Source organism: Streptococcus sp. HMSC063B03, from assembly GCF_001836965.1.
Classification (GTDB): domain Bacteria; phylum Bacillota; class Bacilli; order Lactobacillales; family Streptococcaceae; genus Streptococcus; species Streptococcus pneumoniae_F.
On sequence record NZ_KV831016.1, the window covers coordinates 190612 to 209298 of the forward strand.

General features: G+C 42.4%; 15 protein-coding genes. 1 reads left to right on the plus strand and 14 read right to left on the minus strand.

The genetic code is table 11. From position 1 onward, the window contains the following. Window positions 1-146: 146 nt before the first annotated feature. The 7 genes from HMPREF2628_RS03065 to tgt all read right to left on the minus strand — a co-directional run bounded on the left by HMPREF2628_RS03065 (window position 147) and on the right by tgt (window position 10895). Entirely contained in the window at window positions 147-377 is a 231-nt protein-coding gene (locus tag HMPREF2628_RS03065; RefSeq protein WP_049551640.1) for a GlsB/YeaQ/YmgE family stress response membrane protein, read from the minus strand. A gap of 9 nt (window positions 378-386) precedes the next feature. Continuing rightward, entirely contained in the window at window positions 387-1628 is a 1242-nt protein-coding gene (locus HMPREF2628_RS03070; RefSeq protein ID WP_070842297.1) for an aminopeptidase, read from the minus strand. Between the two features lie 21 nt (window positions 1629-1649). After that, window positions 1650-1802, minus strand: a complete 153-nt coding sequence (locus HMPREF2628_RS03075) for a hypothetical protein (RefSeq protein ID WP_033679623.1) — start codon at window positions 1800-1802, stop codon at window positions 1650-1652. Window positions 1803-1825: 23 nt separating this feature from the next. After that, complete coding sequence (locus HMPREF2628_RS03080; RefSeq protein ID WP_070842298.1) at window positions 1826-6217, minus strand: PolC-type DNA polymerase III; 4392 nt, start codon at window positions 6215-6217, stop codon at window positions 1826-1828. 314 nt (window positions 6218-6531) lie between these two features. After that, window positions 6532-7683 (minus strand): N-acetylglucosamine-6-phosphate deacetylase, encoded by a 1152-nt coding sequence (nagA, locus tag HMPREF2628_RS03085; RefSeq protein ID WP_070842299.1) that lies wholly within the window; start codon window positions 7681-7683, stop codon window positions 6532-6534. A 151-nt stretch (window positions 7684-7834) separates the two neighbouring features. Next, window positions 7835-9652, minus strand: coding sequence for an acyltransferase family protein (locus HMPREF2628_RS03090; RefSeq protein ID WP_070842300.1), 1818 nt, complete (start codon window positions 9650-9652; stop codon window positions 7835-7837). A 100-nt stretch (window positions 9653-9752) separates the two neighbouring features. Further along, window positions 9753-10895, minus strand: a complete 1143-nt coding sequence (gene tgt, locus HMPREF2628_RS03095; RefSeq protein ID WP_001285237.1) for a tRNA guanosine(34) transglycosylase Tgt — start codon at window positions 10893-10895, stop codon at window positions 9753-9755. Window positions 10896-11011: 116 nt separating this feature from the next. Here tgt and HMPREF2628_RS03100 point away from each other — a divergent pair, with 116 nt between their 5' ends. Further along, window positions 11012-11869 carry a DUF975 family protein gene (locus HMPREF2628_RS03100; RefSeq protein WP_070842301.1) on the plus strand — a complete coding sequence of 286 codons (858 nt, stop codon included), beginning with the start codon at window positions 11012-11014 and terminating at the stop codon, window positions 11867-11869. 25 nt (window positions 11870-11894) lie between these two features. On the opposite strand, the gene pcp is transcribed toward HMPREF2628_RS03100, so the two are convergent. The 7 genes from pcp to thrC form a co-directional block, all read right to left on the minus strand. After that, the gene (pcp, locus tag HMPREF2628_RS03105; protein WP_070842302.1) at window positions 11895-12539 is read right to left on the minus strand and encodes a pyroglutamyl-peptidase I; all 645 of its coding nucleotides are present in this window, start codon (window positions 12537-12539) and stop codon (window positions 11895-11897) included. 117 nt (window positions 12540-12656) lie between these two features. Beyond that, on the minus strand, window positions 12657-13019 hold the full coding sequence (locus HMPREF2628_RS03110; protein ID WP_070842303.1) for a DUF1304 domain-containing protein: 363 nt from the start codon (window positions 13017-13019) through the stop codon (window positions 12657-12659). Between the two features lie 10 nt (window positions 13020-13029). Continuing rightward, the gene (locus tag HMPREF2628_RS03115; RefSeq protein WP_042749953.1) at window positions 13030-13455 is read right to left on the minus strand and encodes a MarR family winged helix-turn-helix transcriptional regulator; all 426 of its coding nucleotides are present in this window, start codon (window positions 13453-13455) and stop codon (window positions 13030-13032) included. Window positions 13456-13810: 355 nt separating this feature from the next. Further along, window positions 13811-15013: a LysM peptidoglycan-binding domain-containing protein gene (locus HMPREF2628_RS03125; protein WP_049510068.1), complete on the minus strand. Its 1203-nt coding sequence runs from the start codon at window positions 15011-15013 to the stop codon at window positions 13811-13813. 162 nt (window positions 15014-15175) lie between these two features. Then, window positions 15176-15799 (minus strand): HAD family hydrolase, encoded by a 624-nt coding sequence (locus HMPREF2628_RS03130; RefSeq protein ID WP_070842305.1) that lies wholly within the window; start codon window positions 15797-15799, stop codon window positions 15176-15178. Window positions 15800-15802: 3 nt separating this feature from the next. Beyond that, window positions 15803-17083, minus strand: coding sequence for an MATE family efflux transporter (locus tag HMPREF2628_RS03135; RefSeq protein ID WP_070842306.1), 1281 nt, complete (start codon window positions 17081-17083; stop codon window positions 15803-15805). Between the two features lie 60 nt (window positions 17084-17143). After that, entirely contained in the window at window positions 17144-18628 is a 1485-nt protein-coding gene (gene thrC, locus HMPREF2628_RS03140; protein ID WP_070842307.1) for a threonine synthase, read from the minus strand. Between the last annotated feature and the right edge of the window lie 59 nt (window positions 18629-18687).

Here is an 18687-nt window from a genome sequence, read left to right on the forward strand (position 1 = left end):
CTTCGTCAGTTCTATCTGCAACCTCAAAACAGTGCTTTGAGCTGACTTCGTCAGTTCTATCTAAACCTCAAAACAGTGCTTTGAGCAACCTGCGGCTGGTTTCCTAGTTTGCTCTTTGATTTTCATTGAGTATCAGATTTAAGAAATTAACTTCCTCGTCTCCAGAAAATCGCTAAGACAATCATGGAACCTAGTACTGCAGGAATAATGGCAGTTCCTGCTATTATCGGTCCCCAAGTCCCAAAAAGCAAGTGGCCTATAAAGGCACCAACCCAGCCTAGAAACATTTTTCCAAAACATCCCATTCGCTCTCCACGATTGGTCAGAGTACCTGCTAAAAATCCCACTAGGAGACCAACGAACATACTTCCTAACATATTATCTCCTTAATTTGCCCAATCTCCGTTACGGAAGAGTGGTACACGTGTCCCATCCTCACGGATACCATCAATATCCATTTGGTTAGAACCAATCATAAAGTCCACGTGAACATCTGAACGGTTAAGTCCCACAGCTTCAAGCTCTTCTTCACTCATCTCCGCACCACCAACGACGCTAGTCGCATAGGCTGCACCGATAGCCAAGTGGTTTGAAGCATTCTCATCGAAAAGGGTGTTAAAGAAGGTAATGCCTGACTGAGAAATTGGGCTTGGATCTGGTACCAAGGCACATTCACCCAAGGCACGCGCACCCGCATTTTCAAAGACAAGGTCTTTCATGACTTGATCACCTTTTTCTGCAGTGATATCCACAATTTGTCCATCCTTAAAGGTCACCTTAATTCCTTCGATGATATTTCCATTATAGCTAAGCGGTTTTGTAGAAGTGACATAACCATCTGCGCGACGGAAATCAGGTGCTGTGAAAACTTCCTCTGTCGGCATATTTGGCAAGAATCCTTCTCCCTGTGCATTGATAGCACCAGCTGATTCCCAAACGTGGTTCTTCGGCAAACCAAGGGTCAAATCTGTCCCTGGCGCTGTATAGTGAAGGGCTGAAAATTGCTCCTTATTAAGCATATCAGCCTTGCTCTTAAGGATAGCTGCATGATCTTCCCAAGCCTTAACAGGATCTTCTTCATAGACACGGCAAGTTTTGAAGATTTGGTCCCAAAGGAGATCGACTGCTTCTTCATCGCTCGCAGCATTTGGAAAGACTTTCTTAGCCCACTCAAGCCCAGCAGCAGCTGCTACCGTCCAGCTAACCTTGTTGGATTGCGTTGCGATTCGCATTGGCTTCATGGCAAGTCCCATAGCTTTAGCAGAAGCTGAAAGCTTGTCAGCATCCACACCGTTCAAGGCACCTGGATCAGATGAACGAACTCCAAGACGGCTAGCCTTGTTCTCCAAAAGATAGTTCATCTCAGCAATCTTGTATTCCGGCACATTGTCCAAACGCTCCATCGGCGCATGGAGGAATTTCTCACGGTTAATGACATCATCTGTCCACTGAACGATAACCTCATGCGCACCCAAAGCATAAGCTTCCTTCACGATTAGATGCGCCAACTCACGTTGCTCCACATCAATTGAGAGAGCCAAAGTGTGACCAGGTTGCACGTTGATTCCATTTGCAACCAACAATTTCGCATATTTTTCTAGATTTTCTTTAAAATTTGGTAAAACCATGTAATTTTCTCTTTTCTATTTTTATTTTTCTTTCAAAGCAGAAAGTAGCCCTGCTAGTGCAATAGTACCTGACAAGAGTGCTGTTGATAGAAGAATTGTCTGATCAGCAAGTTCTAATTGATATTCAAAAACCTTTTCAGCAGGTTTATCTTCCGCAAAGATTCTAAGTTTCATAAAGATGTTCTCCGTTCTAATTCTTAAAACAACTCATCAAACAAACTCAACTGGTTATCCTCTGGCATATTGCCCAGAATCCCCATTTCATCCATCTTTTCAACCAAGGTTGATGAGAGTCCACCGCGTTTGCGTAGTTCTGTTTTGGAGAGGAATTCTCCCTCTTCACGCGCTCGCACTAGCTGCTTGGCAACGTTCTCTCCCAGACCATCCATTGCTACAAATGGCGGAATGAGGGTATCCCCATCGATGAGGAACTCTGTTGCCTGACTACGATAGAGATCGAGTTTGCCAAACTTGAAACCACGTTCCCACATTTCATTGACAATCTCAAGAGTTGTATAGAGGTCAATTTCCACATTAGAGGCTTCATTATTCTTCCGTTTTTCAGCGATTTCTTCCATTCTGCGCTTGATAGCGTCTAAGCCCGCACCCATGGTCTTGATATCAAAAGCCTTAGCACGGATGGAGAAGTAAGCACAGTAATAATAAATGGGATGGTGAACCTTGAAGTAGGCCACACGCAAGGCCATTATAACGTAGGCTGCCGCATGGGCTTTAGGGAACATATACTTGATTTTCCCACAGGACTCGATATACCACTCTGGAACCTTATTGGCCTTCATAGCTTCGATATAGCCATTTCTCTCTTCTTCAGAAATCTTGAGCCACAAGCCCTTACGTACCCGTTCCATGATGGTAAAGGCCATCTTAGGTTCAAGACCAGCATGCATGAGGTAAACCATGATGTCGTCCCGACAACCAATAACGGTTGATAGGTCAGCAATCCCTTGCTTAATCAAATCTTGGGCATTGCCCAGCCAAACGTCGGTACCGTGAGACAACCCTGACAACTGAAGCAATTCTGCAAAAGTCGTCGGATGCGTTTCATCTACCATGCCTCGGACAAAGTTGGTTCCAAACTCTGGAATCCCCAGCATGCCTGTCGGAGTTCCGATTTGTTCAGGAGTCACACCTAGCACATCAGTCCCAGAAAAGAGGGCCATTACACCTTCGTCATCCATAGGAATTTCATTAGGGTCAATACCAGACAAGTCCTGAAGTTTCCGAATCATGGTCGGATCATCATGTCCCAGTACATCAAGTTTGAGGACATTCTCGTCGATATCATGGAAGTTAAAGTGAGTGGTCTGCCATTCAGCCGTCACGTCATCTGCTGGATACTGGACAGGCGTAAAGTCGTAAACATCCATATAGTTAGGAATAACAACAATTCCTCCCGGATGTTGTCCTGTTGTCCGCTTGACACCAGCTGCACCTTGAGCAAGGCGTTCCACCTCTGCATCACGATAAAACTTGCCATAATCCCGCTCGTAACCCTTGACAAATCCATAAGCGGTCTTGGCAGCCACCGTACCAACCGTTCCTGCACGGAAGGCATATTCCTCACCAAAGATATCACGCACATCCAAATGGGCGCTAGGTTGATCTTCTCCCGAGAAGTTCAAGTCAATATCGGGAACCTTGTCCCCATCAAAACCAAGGAAGGTCTCGAAAGGAATATCCTGTCCGTTTTTGCTGAGTTTGTGACCACAGTTTGGACAGTCCTTATTGGGCATATCAAAACCTGAACCATAAGAACCATCTGTGATAAACTCACTGTACTGACACTGACCACAGACATAGTGAGGAGAGAGAGGATTGACCTCCGTAATCCCAATCATAGTCGCAACAAAACTAGATCCTACAGACCCACGAGAACCCACCAAATAGCCCCGTTCATTGGAACGTTGCACCAGCATCTGCGATGCCAGATAAATCACAGCAAATCCATTCCCCAGAATAGAAGTTAATTCTTTTTCAATCCGCAAATCAACGATATCTGGCAGCGGATTTCCATAAATCTCAAATGCCTTCTTATAGGTCAACTCGGCAACTGTTTCTTCAGCCTTTTCGATGAAAGGCGTATACAAGTCCCCCTTAACAACCTCAACGGGTTCAAAGATTTCTGCCAAGGCATTGGTGTTTTCAATAACCAATTTACGTGCCAGTTCCTCTCCCAAGAAGGCAAATTCATCCAACATTTCATTAGTCGTTCTAAAATGAGCCTTTGGAAGTGGTGCTGGTTGGGCATGTTCCCCATGACCGATAGTCCGGTTAATCATAGCTCCCTGTCCCAAACTACGGACAATAATTTCACGGTAAATCTCTTCTTCTGGTTCGATATAGTGGACATTCCCCGTAGCCAGAACAGGTTTGCCAAGACGGTCACCAACCTCTATCAAACTCTTGATAATGGTCTGGAGCTCCTCCATATCCTTGACCTGCTCCTTAGCAATTAAGGGAGCATAGATAGCCGGTGGCATAACCTCAATAAAGTCATAATACTTAGCCACCTCAACCGCCGCATCCACACCTTGGGAAACGACCGCATCAAAAACTTCCCCCTCAGAGCAAGCTGATCCTAAAATCAAACCCTCCCGATGAGCATCTAAAACCGTTCTCGGAATCCGTGGCACCCCTTCAAAATACTTGGTATTAGACAAGGAAACCAGCTTAAAGATATTTTTTAGCCCTACTTGATTCTTGACATAAATGGTCGCATGCTTGATCCGAGCTTTTTTATAAGAATCTGGACTAATCAAATCAATATTAAGTCTAGCTAGATCGGTCACCCCATGTTTTTCTGCTACCTCTTTGATAAAGATAAAGAGCAGGCGACCAGTCGCTTCCGCATCGTAGTTGGCCATGTGGTGATGTTCCAAAGCCACACCAAAACGCTTAGTCAAAGGCCCCAAACCATGACGTTTATACTCAGGGTAGAGGTTTCTAGCAAACTCCAGCGTATCAATAACTGGCTGGCTAATCTTAGGCAGACCATGACGCTCATAGTTGGCATTCATAAAGCCAACGTCAAAGGTGGCATTGTGGGCAACTAGGACCGTATCCTTGCAGAATTCTTGGAATTCCTGCAAAACTTGTTCCAGTGGTTTGGCATTTTTGACATGGTCATCTGTAATTCCAGTCAACTCCGTGGTAAAGGCCGACAAGGGATGCCCGGGATTGATAAATTCATCAAATTCAGCAATGACATTCCCCTTGTACATCTTAGAAGCCGCAACCTGAATCAAGTCATTATAGATAGCTGATAGCCCCGTCGTTTCCACGTCAAAGACCACGTAGGTCGCTTCCGACAAGTCCATCTCCACCTCGTTATAGACGATAGGGACACGGTCCTCCACGATATTGGCTTCCATTCCATAAATCAGCTGGATTCCCGCTTTCTTAGCCGCCTTATAGCCGTGTGGGAAGGACTGAACGTTTCCATGGTCCGTGATGGCAACCGCCTTGTGTCCCCACTTAGCAGCTGTTGCAACGATTTCTTCGACCTCTGGCAGAGCATCCATGGTCGACATGTTAGTATGAGCGTGAAACTCAACCCGACGCTCACCTTCTGGCATCAAATCCTTGCGCTCATAGTGAACAACTTCCTGCACATCCTGCACGTTCATAGTCAAATCACGTGTGAAGTTATTCATCTCCACATTTCCACGCACTCGGAGCCAAGAATTCTTCTTGATGAGGTCAAATTTCTGAGCCTCTTCCTCATTTTTAACCCACTTTTGCATAGAAAAACTTGAAGTGTAGTCCGTCATTTTAAAGTTGATTAAAACACGCCCTGTTCTGGTCACTTTTTGCTCCACATCAAAAACAACCCCTTCAAAGACCAGACGATTTTCCTCAGTCGTCACTTCGATCATAGGAGTAATCTCCGCCTTATCCAGCTTGGGTTTAGCTGCAGCTTTTTTGGCTTGAAAATCAAAGGCTGGTTTCTCTTCCGCTGGAGGAGGTGCCATCTGTTCCAGTTGCTCCATAGCACGGAGCGCTTCCTCATTGGCAGCTTGAACAATCTGCTCATTTTCAGCATGAAAGGCCTCTTCCTGCTCTTGGGTCAGGATATCATTCTTCTCTACTTGACAATTAAAAGTTGGAAAACCAAACTTCTCAAGTTGTTTCGCTAAATTAGGAAGATGATTCTTCTTAAAATGTTCCTTATCAATCGCCTCAGTTCCTTCAATAAATAGCTGATTGCCCTCCGCACGAACTCGCAAATTTTGATAAAGAGACTTAAAACCTTGACTAGCACATGGCCCCTCAGAGAAAGCCTCCCTATAGTAGGACTGCAAGAGTTGATTTGAAAATTCTTGAGACAGAGCCTTGATTTCAAAAATTGCTTTATTACCTGTCTTAGAAAATTCTTCGCTCAAGCCTTTCTTCAATTCTAAAAAGATTTCAATCGGTAAAATATTAGAAAATACGAAATGAAACTCCCATACCTTACTAATTTTATGAAGCACAACTCGATCAATATCAGCCTGTGCTAAAGCAGGAGCCTGTCTCATTTCAGTAGGCATCCCCAGTTGATTCATCAAAATTTCAAAACTATTTGACATTCATTTTCCTCACATTATTCTCCTACTATTTTACCATACTTAGAGGTGTTTTCTAAAGACAAAAGGAAGCCACTTCAAGACAACAAAGAATTTCCTTATTTGTATTCTTACTACTCATTTAAGGAAATTAAAAAATCCTCATAACAGTACTCCCCCAAAAAAGTTAGATGAATAGTTTATCTAGTGAATTTAGCTCTATTTTACACATAAAGAAAATACCCCAAAAGTTAGTCGGAAAAAATCTAACTTTTGGGGTGCAATTGATTCTTTATAAAACCTGAAAAGAAATCAGTCTTTAACTTCTGCTTTCTATCTTATGCTTGATAACGTTTCACGCCATCTAGGTAGGTTGCTACCAATTCTAAATCTTTATCTAGTACGATAAAGTCCGCGTCATAGCCTTCACGGATTTGTCCACAAACATCATCAATGTGAACAGATTTTGCTGGGTTGAAGCTGGCCATCATAACTGCTTCGTGTGGAGAGGCAATGTTCCAGTCAACCACATTCTTCAAACCATCTTTGAGTTTGAGAATAGAACCTGCCAAGTTACCTGTCGATTTGAGGCGAGCAGTTCCATTGGCAACTACTACTGGGAATTCTCCCAACATGTAGTCACCGTCTTCCAATCCACCCGCTGTCATACAGTCTGTGATAAGGGCAATATTTTCAGTTCCTTTTTGTTTGATAAGAATTTCGCAGGCTTTTGGATCTACGTGATGGCCGTCACAGATCAACTCTGCATAGGTATGTGGCAATTGGTACATGGCTCCAACCATACCCAGTTCGCGGTGAGTCAAGCCACGCATGCCATTGTAGGCGTGTACCCAAACACTCGCTCCAGCATCGACTGCTTTTTTAGCTTCATCAAAAGTCGCGTTTGAGTGCCCAAGAGCAACCGTCACACCTTCTCCAGTGATAGTCCGTACAAAGTCTTCTACACCTTCACGCTCTGGCGCAAGGGCAATTTTATTTAGCAAGCCATTTGCTGCTTTTTGCCAAGTACGGAACTCATCCATACGAGGATCTTTCATGTAAGCAGGGTTTTGAGCCCCCTTGTATTTCTCTGTGAAATAAGGCCCTTCGAAATAGATTCCACGAATCTTGGCTCCACTTGCTTCCTGGTAACGAGCACCAATATTTTCTGTTACCGCAAGCAATTGCTCATAAGATGATGTCAAAGTGGTTGGCAAGAAGCTCGTTACCCCCATGCTGAGGAGTCCTTCACTCATGGTATGAAGGGTTCCTTCGATATTATTATCCATAACATCCACACCGCCAAATCCATGAATGTGGGTATCTACAAGTCCTGGAGCAATGCTATAACCTGTATAGTCAATAATCTCCGCTCCCTCAGAAATCTGCTCGACATGTTTTCCAAACTTGCCATCCACAAGTTCCAAGTAACCACCACGACGAACTCCGTGTGGGTAGAAAAATTGATCCGCTTTAATATAGTTAGGCATAATGTTAACCTCCTTAAAAGATTGATTCCACAATTTATTATGTCAATTACATTATAAACCTTTCTTTTTTATTTGTAAATGGTATAGACCTATTTTCTAGAGATATTTTAAAAGAGCTGGATTTCTCCAACTCTTCTCTTTTAAATACAAGTTATTTTGATTTGACTGGCTTGTCTTGAGCTGTTTGCAAGGCTGTAGCAATCGTATCTGCATACAATTTTGCTCCTGCTTCAATTTTACTGTTGTCACTTCCAAAATGGACTTGGTCTGTTCCAGTCCAAATTTCTGGATGCTCTTTCGCAACTTGATTCCAATCTGCTATCGTGACGTAAGGAGTCTTCTCTGCCAATTCTCTCATATAGGCAGCCGCCTTCTCAACGATTGCATAGGTCTCTTTTGTCTTATCTCCTTCATAAGGAGTCACCAAAACCATATGGTGCCCCTTAGGAAGATTTTTCACGATACTATCCCAATCTTCCTTGTAATTTTCAGGATTATTTACCCCAGTTGCAATAACCACCATCTTTGGTAGAAATTTATTCTGGCTATTGTTGAGCATGATTTCATTGGCAGTCTTAGTTGTTCTGCTAACTTGTGCATTAATCTGTGCTCCAGGAAGGGCTGTCTGCAAAGCTGTATTAGCTCTTAGCGCTACCGAATCACCAATTAACATAGTGCCATCAGCAATTCCTAAACTATCAGCTTCTGCTCGTTCTGTCATCACCTTTGTCTGGCTAATATTTGTTGCAGCTTGCTTCAAGCCATTTACAGTTAAGTCTGTCTCAAAAGCTCCCACTTGTGGTGCCAACAGAGTTACTAAGAAGACAATGAAGACCAAAATTCCAGTACTTGCTGCAAGGATTATATGAATATGAGGCAGGGGACGAAGAGTTTGTAGAATAGATGTGTCCTTTCCTGCAATCCAAGGTTCCAGTACATAAAATGATAGGCTGGCAAATCCATAAGAAAAAATCAAAGTTAATAACACAGCAAGAAGATTTGATGTCAACTGTGAGAAAATAATGTAGAAAGGCCAATGGAAAAGATAAACCGCATAGCTAGTATCCGCTAAAAAGCTGATCATCTTTGGCTCCTGCACGTTAGGAGTCTTTTCATGTAAGACACGCGCCGCCAGAATCATAGCAATGGTTGCAAGGCTGGCAAGCAAGAAACCCATAAGATAGGCAAAGAGATAGGTAAATTTGACAAAGAAAGTCAAAATGAGTAGGAAGCCAAAACCTCCTCCAAAAACTAAAAGGGTCTTTCGTAAATCCCATATTTTATCCAACTGCTTAACTAGGGAAGTCGTCTGACGAACGCCTACAATCGTTGCTAAGATACTTCCCAAAAAGAATGGATAGACATGAGTTAAACTAGAGAAGTAAACAGAAGAATAAGAGGTTACTAGAAAACTACCGATAAACATGGAGAAGAAGCTGATCAAGAAGGCAGCAGCAGATAAGAGAAAGACCATTCCTCTCAACTGACCATTTGATCTGGACTGTTTAGATAAGAACCAAACTGCCAATCCCCAGAGGATATAGTAGTGAACCTCAACAGCCAAGCTCCAATTATGAACAAACAAATGTGGAATGAACTGAGATTCATAACTCCCACCTGTTAGGAGCTCATAGAAGTTGGTCATGAAGCCTAAAACACCCGCAATCTGACCCCCAATTCCAGCCACATAATCTTGGCGAACTAGAAAAGTAAAGGGCATGGTTACCAAGACCATCAAAACCACAGGTGGCACAATCCGATAAAAGCGTCTCCTAAAAAATCCTATCAAGTCAATCTCATGATTTTTAGAAAATTCTTCGATGAGTAGAGCCGTAATCAGGAAGCCTGAAAACGTGAAAAAGACATCTACCCCGAAAAATCCTCCAGGAAAGATCGTCTGAAAGAAATGATACAAGAGTACCAGTAGTAAACCTGTAATCCTAATCAAGGAAAACCATTTAATGCGCATACGAGTTTATTCTCCCTTTCATTATACACTTTATTCTATCAAAAAAAGAAGAAAAATCCCAAGAGAAAACTTAGGATTTTTAGCTTATATCAATTCCAGTTTAAAAATTACGGCCTGACTTATTATAGCCATATTTTTCAACAAAATACTCACGGAATTCCAAGAGATTGTCATCCATGATGGCTTGTCGCACTTGCTTCATCAGGTTAAGCAAGAAGTAAAGATTGTGGTAGCTAGTCAAGCGGATACCGAAGGTTTCATCAGCCTTGAGCAGGTGACGAAGATAAGCGCGTGTATAGTTCTTACATGTGTAGCAATCACACTCAGGATCCAACGGCGTAAAGTCCTCAGCAAACTGGGCATTTTTGACAACTAAACGCCCCTGACTAGTCATACAAGTCCCATTACGAGCGATACGAGTCGGCAAGACACAGTCAAACATATCCACCCCACGAATCACCCCATCAATCAAGCTATCTGGCGCTCCCACACCCATCAAATAGCGAGGTTTGTTTTCAGGCAACAATTGGGTTGTAAAGTCCAAGACCGCATTCATCTCTTCGTGGGTTTCTCCCACTGCTAAGCCACCGATAGAGTAGCCTGGGAAATCCATGCTGACAAGGTCATGAGCCGATTGGCGACGCAGGTCTTCAAATCCAGCCCCCTGCACAATTCCAAATAACCCTTGGTCATGTGGACGACGGTGAGCCTTCAAACCACGCTCAGCCCAACGGCTTGTACGCTCGATTGATTTCTTAACGTAGTCATAAGGTTGATAAAACTGGGGACATTCATCAAAGGACATCATGATGTCTGATCCCAAATTATTCTGAATAGAAATGGCTTTTTCTGGGGATAGGAACATCTTAGAACCATTGAGATGGTTTTTAAAGGTTACCCCTTCTTCTGTGATATTTCGGCTATCTGCTAGAGAATAAACCTGGAAACCACCACTATCTGTCAAGATAGGCTGGTCCCAATTCATGAACTTGTGGAGACCACCTGCGCGTGCGATGAGTTCATCTCCAGGGCGAAGCCAGAGATGATAAGTGTTTGATAGGATAATTCCCGACCCCATCTCCTTCAATTCTTCAGGCGACTGAGTTTTGACAGTGGCTTGTGTTCCAACTGGCATAAACATAGGTGTTGGGAAGGTACCATGGGGTGTGATGATTTCTCCCAGACGAGCTCCTGTGTGTTTTTCTTTCTTAATCAAACGATATTTGATTGGTGAATCTGACATTTTCTACCTCCGAAGCTGGGAAAAACAGTCCCAGTTCATACTTTGTGCCCAAGGGCATACTGTATGATTTTATCAAAAAAAGTAGGAACTGTCACGAACTATGGTATAATGAGAGAATGAAATACCCAAAAATTGATTTAAAAACCGTTCGTCTGCAAGCCAGACAATTTCAGGCTGAAAATCCCCGCCTCTTTCTCGTCTATCTCTTACCTAGCATGCTGATCATTTTGTCTGGCTTCCTCAATCCCTTAGAGCGCATCAACGAGAGTGTTTTAGAGCAACCCTTTTTAAGCGTGTTTGGTCATGTATTCCAAGCCTATCTTTTTCCACTATTAGTCTCCTTTATCGGAACAATACTTCTAACCAGTTCAATTTATACAACGCTGAAACTCATCAAGAATCCCGATACAGAACTATCCGTCAAAAATAGTCTCACTCTCTTTAACGAAAAGCACTTTTCACAAACCTTTTTGACTCTCCTTCTCAAACGCTTCTATCTCTTCTTATGGAGTATTCCTAGTTTGCTTGGGATTTACTTCCTTTTTTACAGTAGCTTTCTTGCAAAGAAATTCGTTGCCCTTCATCCTGAGTTTCCCAATCTGGATCTTACGTCAATTGAAACTGAAGGCTTCCTAATAACCTTTGGTCTCTACTTTCTAGCAAGTATCCTCTTGATGATTGTCGGAAATAGTCTCTATATCCCACAATATTATGCCTATTCGCAGGTAGAATTTCTCCTCTGTGATACTCTAGATTTAGGACAAGCCAAACCAGGGCAAATACTTAAAACCAGCCGTTTCTTAATGAAAGGTTACAAATTTCAGCGCTTTGTCCTAGACTTACAACTCCTTCCTTGGTATTTCCTCAATTGGATTACCTTTGGGATTGCTAGTTTCTCACTCCTACCCTACATTCAAATCAATAAAATAATTTTTTACCGAGCAGTACTGGCTCGAAAACGTCCAAAAGCTTGAAGGTGGCCCCTCAAGCTTTTTTCTATCAATGAGTTTCTCCACCTACCAACTTGAGGTCCTCATCTCCATGTTCGATAATGGCTCCGATTGCCGCTTCTATCCCTCGCCTAATATCAACTAAACTCATAGCTGGAGTGGTCGGTCGATTCACCACCTGTTCCATCATATAAGGAATGTGCATAAAACCTGCCTTAACATGTGGAAATTTCTTTTCTGCCAAATAGAGGGCCTGATACATCAAATGATTGCAGACAAAAGTCCCTGCCGTATTGGAAACAGAGGCCGGCAAGCCCTCTTTTTTTATAGCTTGAACCATCGCTTTAATCGGCAAACTACTAAAGTAAGCCGAAGCACCATCCACTCGAATGGGAAGGTCAATCGGCTGATTACCTTCGTTATCCGGGATGCGTGCATCGTCTTGATTAATGGCTACTCGCTCAGGTGTCAAACTAGTTCTTCCACCTGCTTGGCCGATACAAAGGACAAAGTCAGGTTGATAACGGCTCATCTCTTCTTCCAATACATGGGACGATTTGTGAAAGACTGTCGGCACTTCTAGCCAACGGACCTCAGCACCATGGATTTCAGCTGGTAAACCTTTAATGGCCTCCAAGGCTGGATTGACCTTTTCCCCTCCAAAGGGCTCAAAACCTGTCACTAATACTTTCATTTCTAACTCCTTACAACCAATTCCATGAAACTCTTTTTCCGACAATAAAACAAGTATAACATATTTCCCTTATTCTGGAGTGAAAAGGACTAGCGAGACTAGGATAGACCTTTGAACTTATTTAAAGAGTAAAATACTGATCAAGGTCAAAATAGCTGGTCCGCCTTGCTTTAAAATAATTTTTTTATCTGCTGTGAGAGAGCCATAAGCCGCAGCACCAATCACAAACAAGACAAAAATAGTCACAATTTCTAAATTCTGTGAGAAAAAAATCCCATACAAGAGAAAGACTCCTAGCAGAGCATTATAAATCCCTTGATTTTTAAACAATGAACTTACAGACGGACAAGCCAGTTCTTCCTTGTCCATATTAAAGACACGACTAGTCGCATCTGATTGCGTTGCAATACTTTCCAAATAAAAAATGTAAAAATGTTCCAAAGCAACAATCGTTGCTAAAATGATTGTAATAATTGACATCTATTTCTCCTTAAATTTCTATATTTTCAATCCCCAAAACCAATTTATTTAATAAACGGCTGAGTTCTGTTCTCTCAGACTCTGTTAAGATACTTTCCATCGCTTCCTTAACCCTGACATGATTCAGAGGTGGATTCACCACTAACTGCTCCTTGGCATACTTCGTAGCCTCTACCAACACTTCCCGCTGATTTTCAGGATTACGATGACGCTCCACCAAACCTTCCTTTTCCAAAATCTTGAAATGTCGTGTCAAAGCAGCCTGATCAATCTTCAAACGCTCCTGAACCGCCATTTGATTACAGGGAGAATTCTCCAATAAAAACAGTAAAATCTGATACCGTGTCAAACTAATCCCAAGTCTTTTTTCAAACAATTGCGTACTCGCTTGCTCAGACAAGCGGAGTTGATAAAGCAGATCTTGAATCTCTATCATTTCTTTTCTCTTTTCGATTGATTCATCAATAATTGACTAATCAAGTATAATATAAATTAAAATAGATTGCAAGAATGTTGCTTGAATTATTACAAGATGCTAACTTTCCATTTTCCATTCATATTGATACTCAATGAAAATCAAAGAGCAAACTAGAAGGCTATCCACAACCTCAAAACAATGTTTTGAGGTTGCAGATAGAACTGACGAAGTCAGTAACCACACCTACGGCAAGGCGAAACTGACGTGGTTTGAAGAGATTTTCGAAGAGTATGACAAAGAAAAAACGAACGAGACTCGCTTCCTATCATGAAAGCTAGATCTCATTCGTCAAAATGATATTACAAAGTCTGGTTTATCCATTCATTGAAACATGAACGTGATCATAGTGATTTTCTGTCACGCTACCACGGTCTGGCATTGGGTTCCAAGTATTAGCTGGCCCATATTTGCTATCGAATGGAGCATAGAAACGTTGTTTCCAAATAATGTAACTAATTCCACGGCTGGCCATGTTTTGAATAGCGTATTCCGCAATCTTATCCCCTAGTTCTGAGCTTTCTGGTACCATAAAGTCGATAGCCAAACCTTTTCCGTGATCTCCACTATCTCCTGGACGGTAACCACTAAAGGATGTGATGCCAAACAAGTTGGCAATCTCTTCTTTAAAGGCAGCTGTTTGTGGTTGAAGACCTGCATTTTCAGATTTCGCTACCGCAAGTCCAGCATAATCTGGAGCTGCTGGAGCTGCGTAAGTTGCTGAAGTTGTTTTCGTCTCTTCTGGTTGATAAGTAGAAACTGCTGTTGTAGCTTCATTTGATGAGGCTTCTTTTACTTCTTCTGAACTTGTTGTAGTTGTTTCGGTTGCTTTTTCTTCTACTGGCGTTGTAGTTGCTTCCACTACTGATTCAGCTTGAGGGCTTGCTTGTATTTCATGCTTATCAGCTGGAGTCGTTGCCTGAGGAGCTGCCTCTGCAACTGCACTACTTGTTTCGGCTGTTTGCTCCTCTGAGACAGAAGTCTCTGTAGATGGTGCCACTTCTTCTGCAGTAGCAACTGTCTCTGCAACTTCTGAATTTGTTGCTACTTCTTTTGTACTTGTATTTTCTACCTCTTTTGGCGCTTCTGCAATCGGTTGAGAAAGGTCTGCAACCTGAACAGTTTGATCATCAACCGTCACTTGATTGGTTGTCAAATCTGCTGTCGCAGTTGTCACTTCTTCACTAGAAGCCGCTTGAGGTGTTTGGATTTCAACTTCCGTTATTTCTTCTGCTTCATTGACAGTCGTTGTCAAAACAGTTTCTGGGAAAATCAAGTCCATATTCGTGATTTTATTCAAATTCGCAAGAACTGTGACATCTACACCCAAGGCTTCTGCAATGGTGCTCAAGGTATCACCATACTGAACGGTATAACTTGTTTTGTTATCCGTTTTAGTCAAATCGTTTTGGATTTGCTCAACACTACGTGCAGTCCAAAGAACTTCTTCTGCTTGAGTTGCCAATACTGGGGCAAATGACAGAGCTACTGTTGAGGCTAATAATATTCTTTTCTTCATTCTTTCAAATTCCTTTCAAATGAGTACCTGTCTATCATAACATAAAAAACGCTGAAAAAAAGCCCTCTCGGGCCTATTTAACAGAACTGTCTATTCTTTGTAACAAACTCGGTTACTTGAAATAGTTTGTTAGGTCTCTGTCACAAAACTGACACAATCTTTTTATCGCTCAGCCTTAAAAAAACGGGAAATATCTGCTAATGCTTGAATCCTGTGATTGCCTTCATAAGTCGACTCTAAAAAGTTGATGCTTTGAATTCCACTATTCTGGGCAAATTCCACATCCAGAGTTCGATCCCCTATATAATAAGTATTATCATGATTCAACTGATACTTGTCTATCAGATAGTTAGCCGCTTCTGAACTAGGCTTACGCGCAAAGCCATTCTGACTGGTTAAAATCTCTGTGAAATAAGACTCCAACCCCAAGTCTCTGAGAATGGTAAAAGCGTTGTCCCCTTTATGAGTATAGACAAACTGCTGAATTCCTGCTTGGTCTGCCCAAGCTAGCATCTCACGCGCACCTGGCATCAAAACTACCTGAGCATTCTTCTCAGCCAGACTCTGGGCACGCACCTGATTTAGCACTTCCACATCTAGCTTTCGCTCTTCTGCCACCTGCACAAGCAAATCCTGCACAGAATACTTGAGAATAAACTCCCTCACCTTCCCTTTATCATAAGGAATAGCAAACTGAGCAAAAGTCTCCTCAATTCCTGATAAAATCGCTTCATAAGAGTCCAATAAAGTCCCGTCTAAATCCCAAATAAAAGCTGTTTTTTGCATTTCCTATCCTTTCAAGCTCATATAACGCTGGTAGCGGTAGCGTAGAAATAACCAACGAAAACCATTATCCAAAAGGGTTCCGGCCCAAATACCAGGCAAGCCCCAACCAAGAACAATCCCCATCAGATAGGCTGTCCCAATGCGGATACACCACATCCCTATACTTGTCGCATAAAAGGGAAGCCGAGCATTGCCCAAACCCTGCCAGACTGCTGTATAGATGACTGTTCCTATCGTCATAGGAGTACCAAGTAGTGAAAAAAGTGTCACTAAAACACTAGCCTCCACCGCTAGAGGATCAGTCGTATAGAGATGAGTGAGTGGTATACCCAAAGCATAGATACTAAAGGTCATGGGTAACATGAGAAACAGAGAAAGCCAAAAAGTTTGCTTGCTCAAACTAGCTACTCTTTCCCAATTATCCTCTCCAACTGCTCGGGCCACTAGCATGACCGTTGCCGTAGCTACGCCAAAGGCAGGCATGTAGTTAAACTGGGTCAAGACTTCTCCAACTGCATTCCCAGCAACTGCCTCCGTTCCAAAAGAAACGACCAAGACAATGATCACGACATCACCAGCCCGCATCATAAGCCGCTCTCCAGCTGCTGGTATTGCCAAAGTCAGTAAGTCTTTATCCAGTCCAAAAGTTGGCTTCGCATAAGGAAGTTTTAATTGTAACCATAAAATCACAAGACCTACCAAACGAGACAGAATTGTCCCCCAAGCAACACCAGCTATCCCCATATCCAGGATAAAAATAGCTAGACTTGAAAAAAGAATATTCAAGGCATTGGATAAAAAACTAACATAGAGAGGCAAACGTGGATTATGCGTTGCACGAATCAAGGCACCCAGACTAGTCATTAAACCTAAGAGAACAATCGATCCGCCTACCAAAGATAGGTAGAGCCCACCACTCTCAGCTACATCTCTCTCCGTCCCCAGAAGCCCTATCATCTCTTGCCCAGCTAAGACGGACAAAGCTCCTAAAAGGAAACTTAATAGTAAGGTAATCTTCAAGGCCTCGGTCACATGATAGGCTAGCATAGATTGATCCTTCTGCCCCAAACTTTTTGAAATAACACTGGAAATAGTAGCTCCCAGAGCGATGAAAATCGCTTGGTAAATCGTGATAATATTGCCAGCTACTGATACACCCGAAATAGCTATCAAGCCCAAGTGGGCTACCAAGTAACTATCCACCATCCCCATGAGCATCTGCAAAAAGTTTTCGCCCATAGCTGGTAAGGCAATATTAAGAATGTCTTTATTTTTCTTAAACAATCCTTCCTCCTGATGAAAAGAAACTCAGTTGGTTTCCCAACCGAGTTTACTCCCTCTGTCTTAAAGTCCTAAATAAGACTCAACCGCTGCTTGCATATCAGCAGCTGCCACTGTTGTCTTGTGACGAACAGGAGCTGTTTCAAGCCCATCAACTGCAGGTGGCACAGCCACTCCTGAAATGTCATGTAATTGAGCCAAGGCTTCAAAGTCAGTCAAGCCAACTTTCCCTGTTACAGCTTCTACTGCAACCACTGGGAACTTGTATGGACTCGCTGTTGAAGCAATCACTGTCTTAGTCACATCGCCAGTAGCCACTTGGTATTTCTTATAAACTGCCGAGGCAACCGCCGTATGTGGATCCTCGATATAAGAATCTGACTCATAAACACGCTTGATTTCTGCCGCTGTTTCTTCCTCAGTCGCATATTCTGCTGCAAAGAGGTCAAGAATCTCTGTATCAAAATTAGTCAACTCATATTGACCTTGGCTATTCAAAGCATTCATGAGTTCAGCTGTCTTAACCGCATCATTACTCAAAAGATGGAAAATCAAGCGCTCCAAGTTTGAAGACACTAGGATATCCATAGATGGGCTAGTTGTTACCTTAAACTCACGTTTCTTGTCATAAACACGTGTCTTGAAGAAGTCTGTCAAAACATTGTTGTCATTTGAAGCACAGATTAATTTGCCAACTGGTAGACCAATTTTCTTAGCATAAAAGGCAGCCAAGATATTTCCAAAGTTTCCTGTCGGTACCGTGAAGTTAACCTTTTCACCAGCTACAATCTCACCAGTTTTAACAAGCTGAGCGTAGGCATAAACATAGTAGACAATTTGTGGCACCAAACGGCCAATATTCATAGAGTTAGCCGATGAAAATTGCAACTTATTGGCTGCCAACTTCTCACGAAGAGCCACATCGTTAAACATATGCTTCACATTAGTTTGGGCATCATCAAAGTTACCATCAATAGCAATAACATGAGTATTGTCACCAGTCTGAGTGGTCATTTGCAACTCTTGTACCTTGCTGACACCATCCTTTGGATAAAAGACGATAATCTCAGTACCAGGAACATTCGCAAAGCCTGCCATAGCAGCTTTCCCAGTATCACCAGATGTCGCTGTTAAGATGACAATCTTGTTCTCCAAACCATGCTTCTTAGCAGCTGTTGTCATAAAGTATGGCAAGATAGACAAGGCCATATCCTTAAAAGCAATTGTTGAACCATGGAAAAGTTCCAAGTTATATTGCCCGTCTAATTTCACTAATGGTGCGATAGCTGGAGTATCAAATTTGCTATCGTAAGCATTGTTGATACAGTAGTCCAACTCCTCAGCTGTAAAGTCATCTAAAAATGCTGACAAAACTAACTTAGCAACTTCCTGGTAAGAAGCATCTTTCAATTTGTCAAAGTCCAAATCTATCTTTGGATAAGTAAGCGGTGTAAACAAACCGCCGTCCGTCGCCAAACCTTGCAAAATAGCTTGGCTAGCAGTTACTGTATTGTTGGCATCACGCGTTGATTGATAAACTAATGTCATTACTCTCTATCCTTTATCTATAGTCTCTTCCATTATATCATGATTTTTCAGAAAATTCT

What these genes read in the sequence shown, in the direction of transcription:
- HMPREF2628_RS03065 (WP_049551640.1), bottom strand. Translation starts at nt 377, where the DNA reads ATGTTAGGAAGTATGTTCGTTGGTCTCCTAGTGGGATTTTTAGCAGGT.
- HMPREF2628_RS03070 (WP_070842297.1), bottom strand. Translation starts at nt 1,628, where the DNA reads ATGGTTTTACCAAATTTTAAAGAAAATCTAGAAAAATATGCGAAATTG.
- HMPREF2628_RS03075 (WP_033679623.1), bottom strand. Translation starts at nt 1,802, where the DNA reads ATGAAACTTAGAATCTTTGCGGAAGATAAACCTGCTGAAAAGGTTTTT.
- HMPREF2628_RS03080 (WP_070842298.1), bottom strand. Translation starts at nt 6,217, where the DNA reads ATGTCAAATAGTTTTGAAATTTTGATGAATCAACTGGGGATGCCTACT.
- nagA (WP_070842299.1), bottom strand. Translation starts at nt 7,683, where the DNA reads ATGCCTAACTATATTAAAGCGGATCAATTTTTCTACCCACACGGAGTT.
- HMPREF2628_RS03090 (WP_070842300.1), bottom strand. Translation starts at nt 9,652, where the DNA reads ATGCGCATTAAATGGTTTTCCTTGATTAGGATTACAGGTTTACTACTG.
- tgt (WP_001285237.1), bottom strand. Translation starts at nt 10,895, where the DNA reads ATGTCAGATTCACCAATCAAATATCGTTTGATTAAGAAAGAAAAACAC.
- HMPREF2628_RS03100 (WP_070842301.1), top strand. Translation starts at nt 11,012, where the DNA reads ATGAAATACCCAAAAATTGATTTAAAAACCGTTCGTCTGCAAGCCAGA.
- pcp (WP_070842302.1), bottom strand. Translation starts at nt 12,539, where the DNA reads ATGAAAGTATTAGTGACAGGTTTTGAGCCCTTTGGAGGGGAAAAGGTC.
- HMPREF2628_RS03110 (WP_070842303.1), bottom strand. Translation starts at nt 13,019, where the DNA reads ATGTCAATTATTACAATCATTTTAGCAACGATTGTTGCTTTGGAACAT.
- HMPREF2628_RS03115 (WP_042749953.1), bottom strand. Translation starts at nt 13,455, where the DNA reads ATGATAGAGATTCAAGATCTGCTTTATCAACTCCGCTTGTCTGAGCAA.
- HMPREF2628_RS03125 (WP_049510068.1), bottom strand. Translation starts at nt 15,013, where the DNA reads ATGAAGAAAAGAATATTATTAGCCTCAACAGTAGCTCTGTCATTTGCC.
- HMPREF2628_RS03130 (WP_070842305.1), bottom strand. Translation starts at nt 15,799, where the DNA reads ATGCAAAAAACAGCTTTTATTTGGGATTTAGACGGGACTTTATTGGAC.
- thrC (WP_070842307.1), bottom strand. Translation starts at nt 18,628, where the DNA reads ATGACATTAGTTTATCAATCAACGCGTGATGCCAACAATACAGTAACT.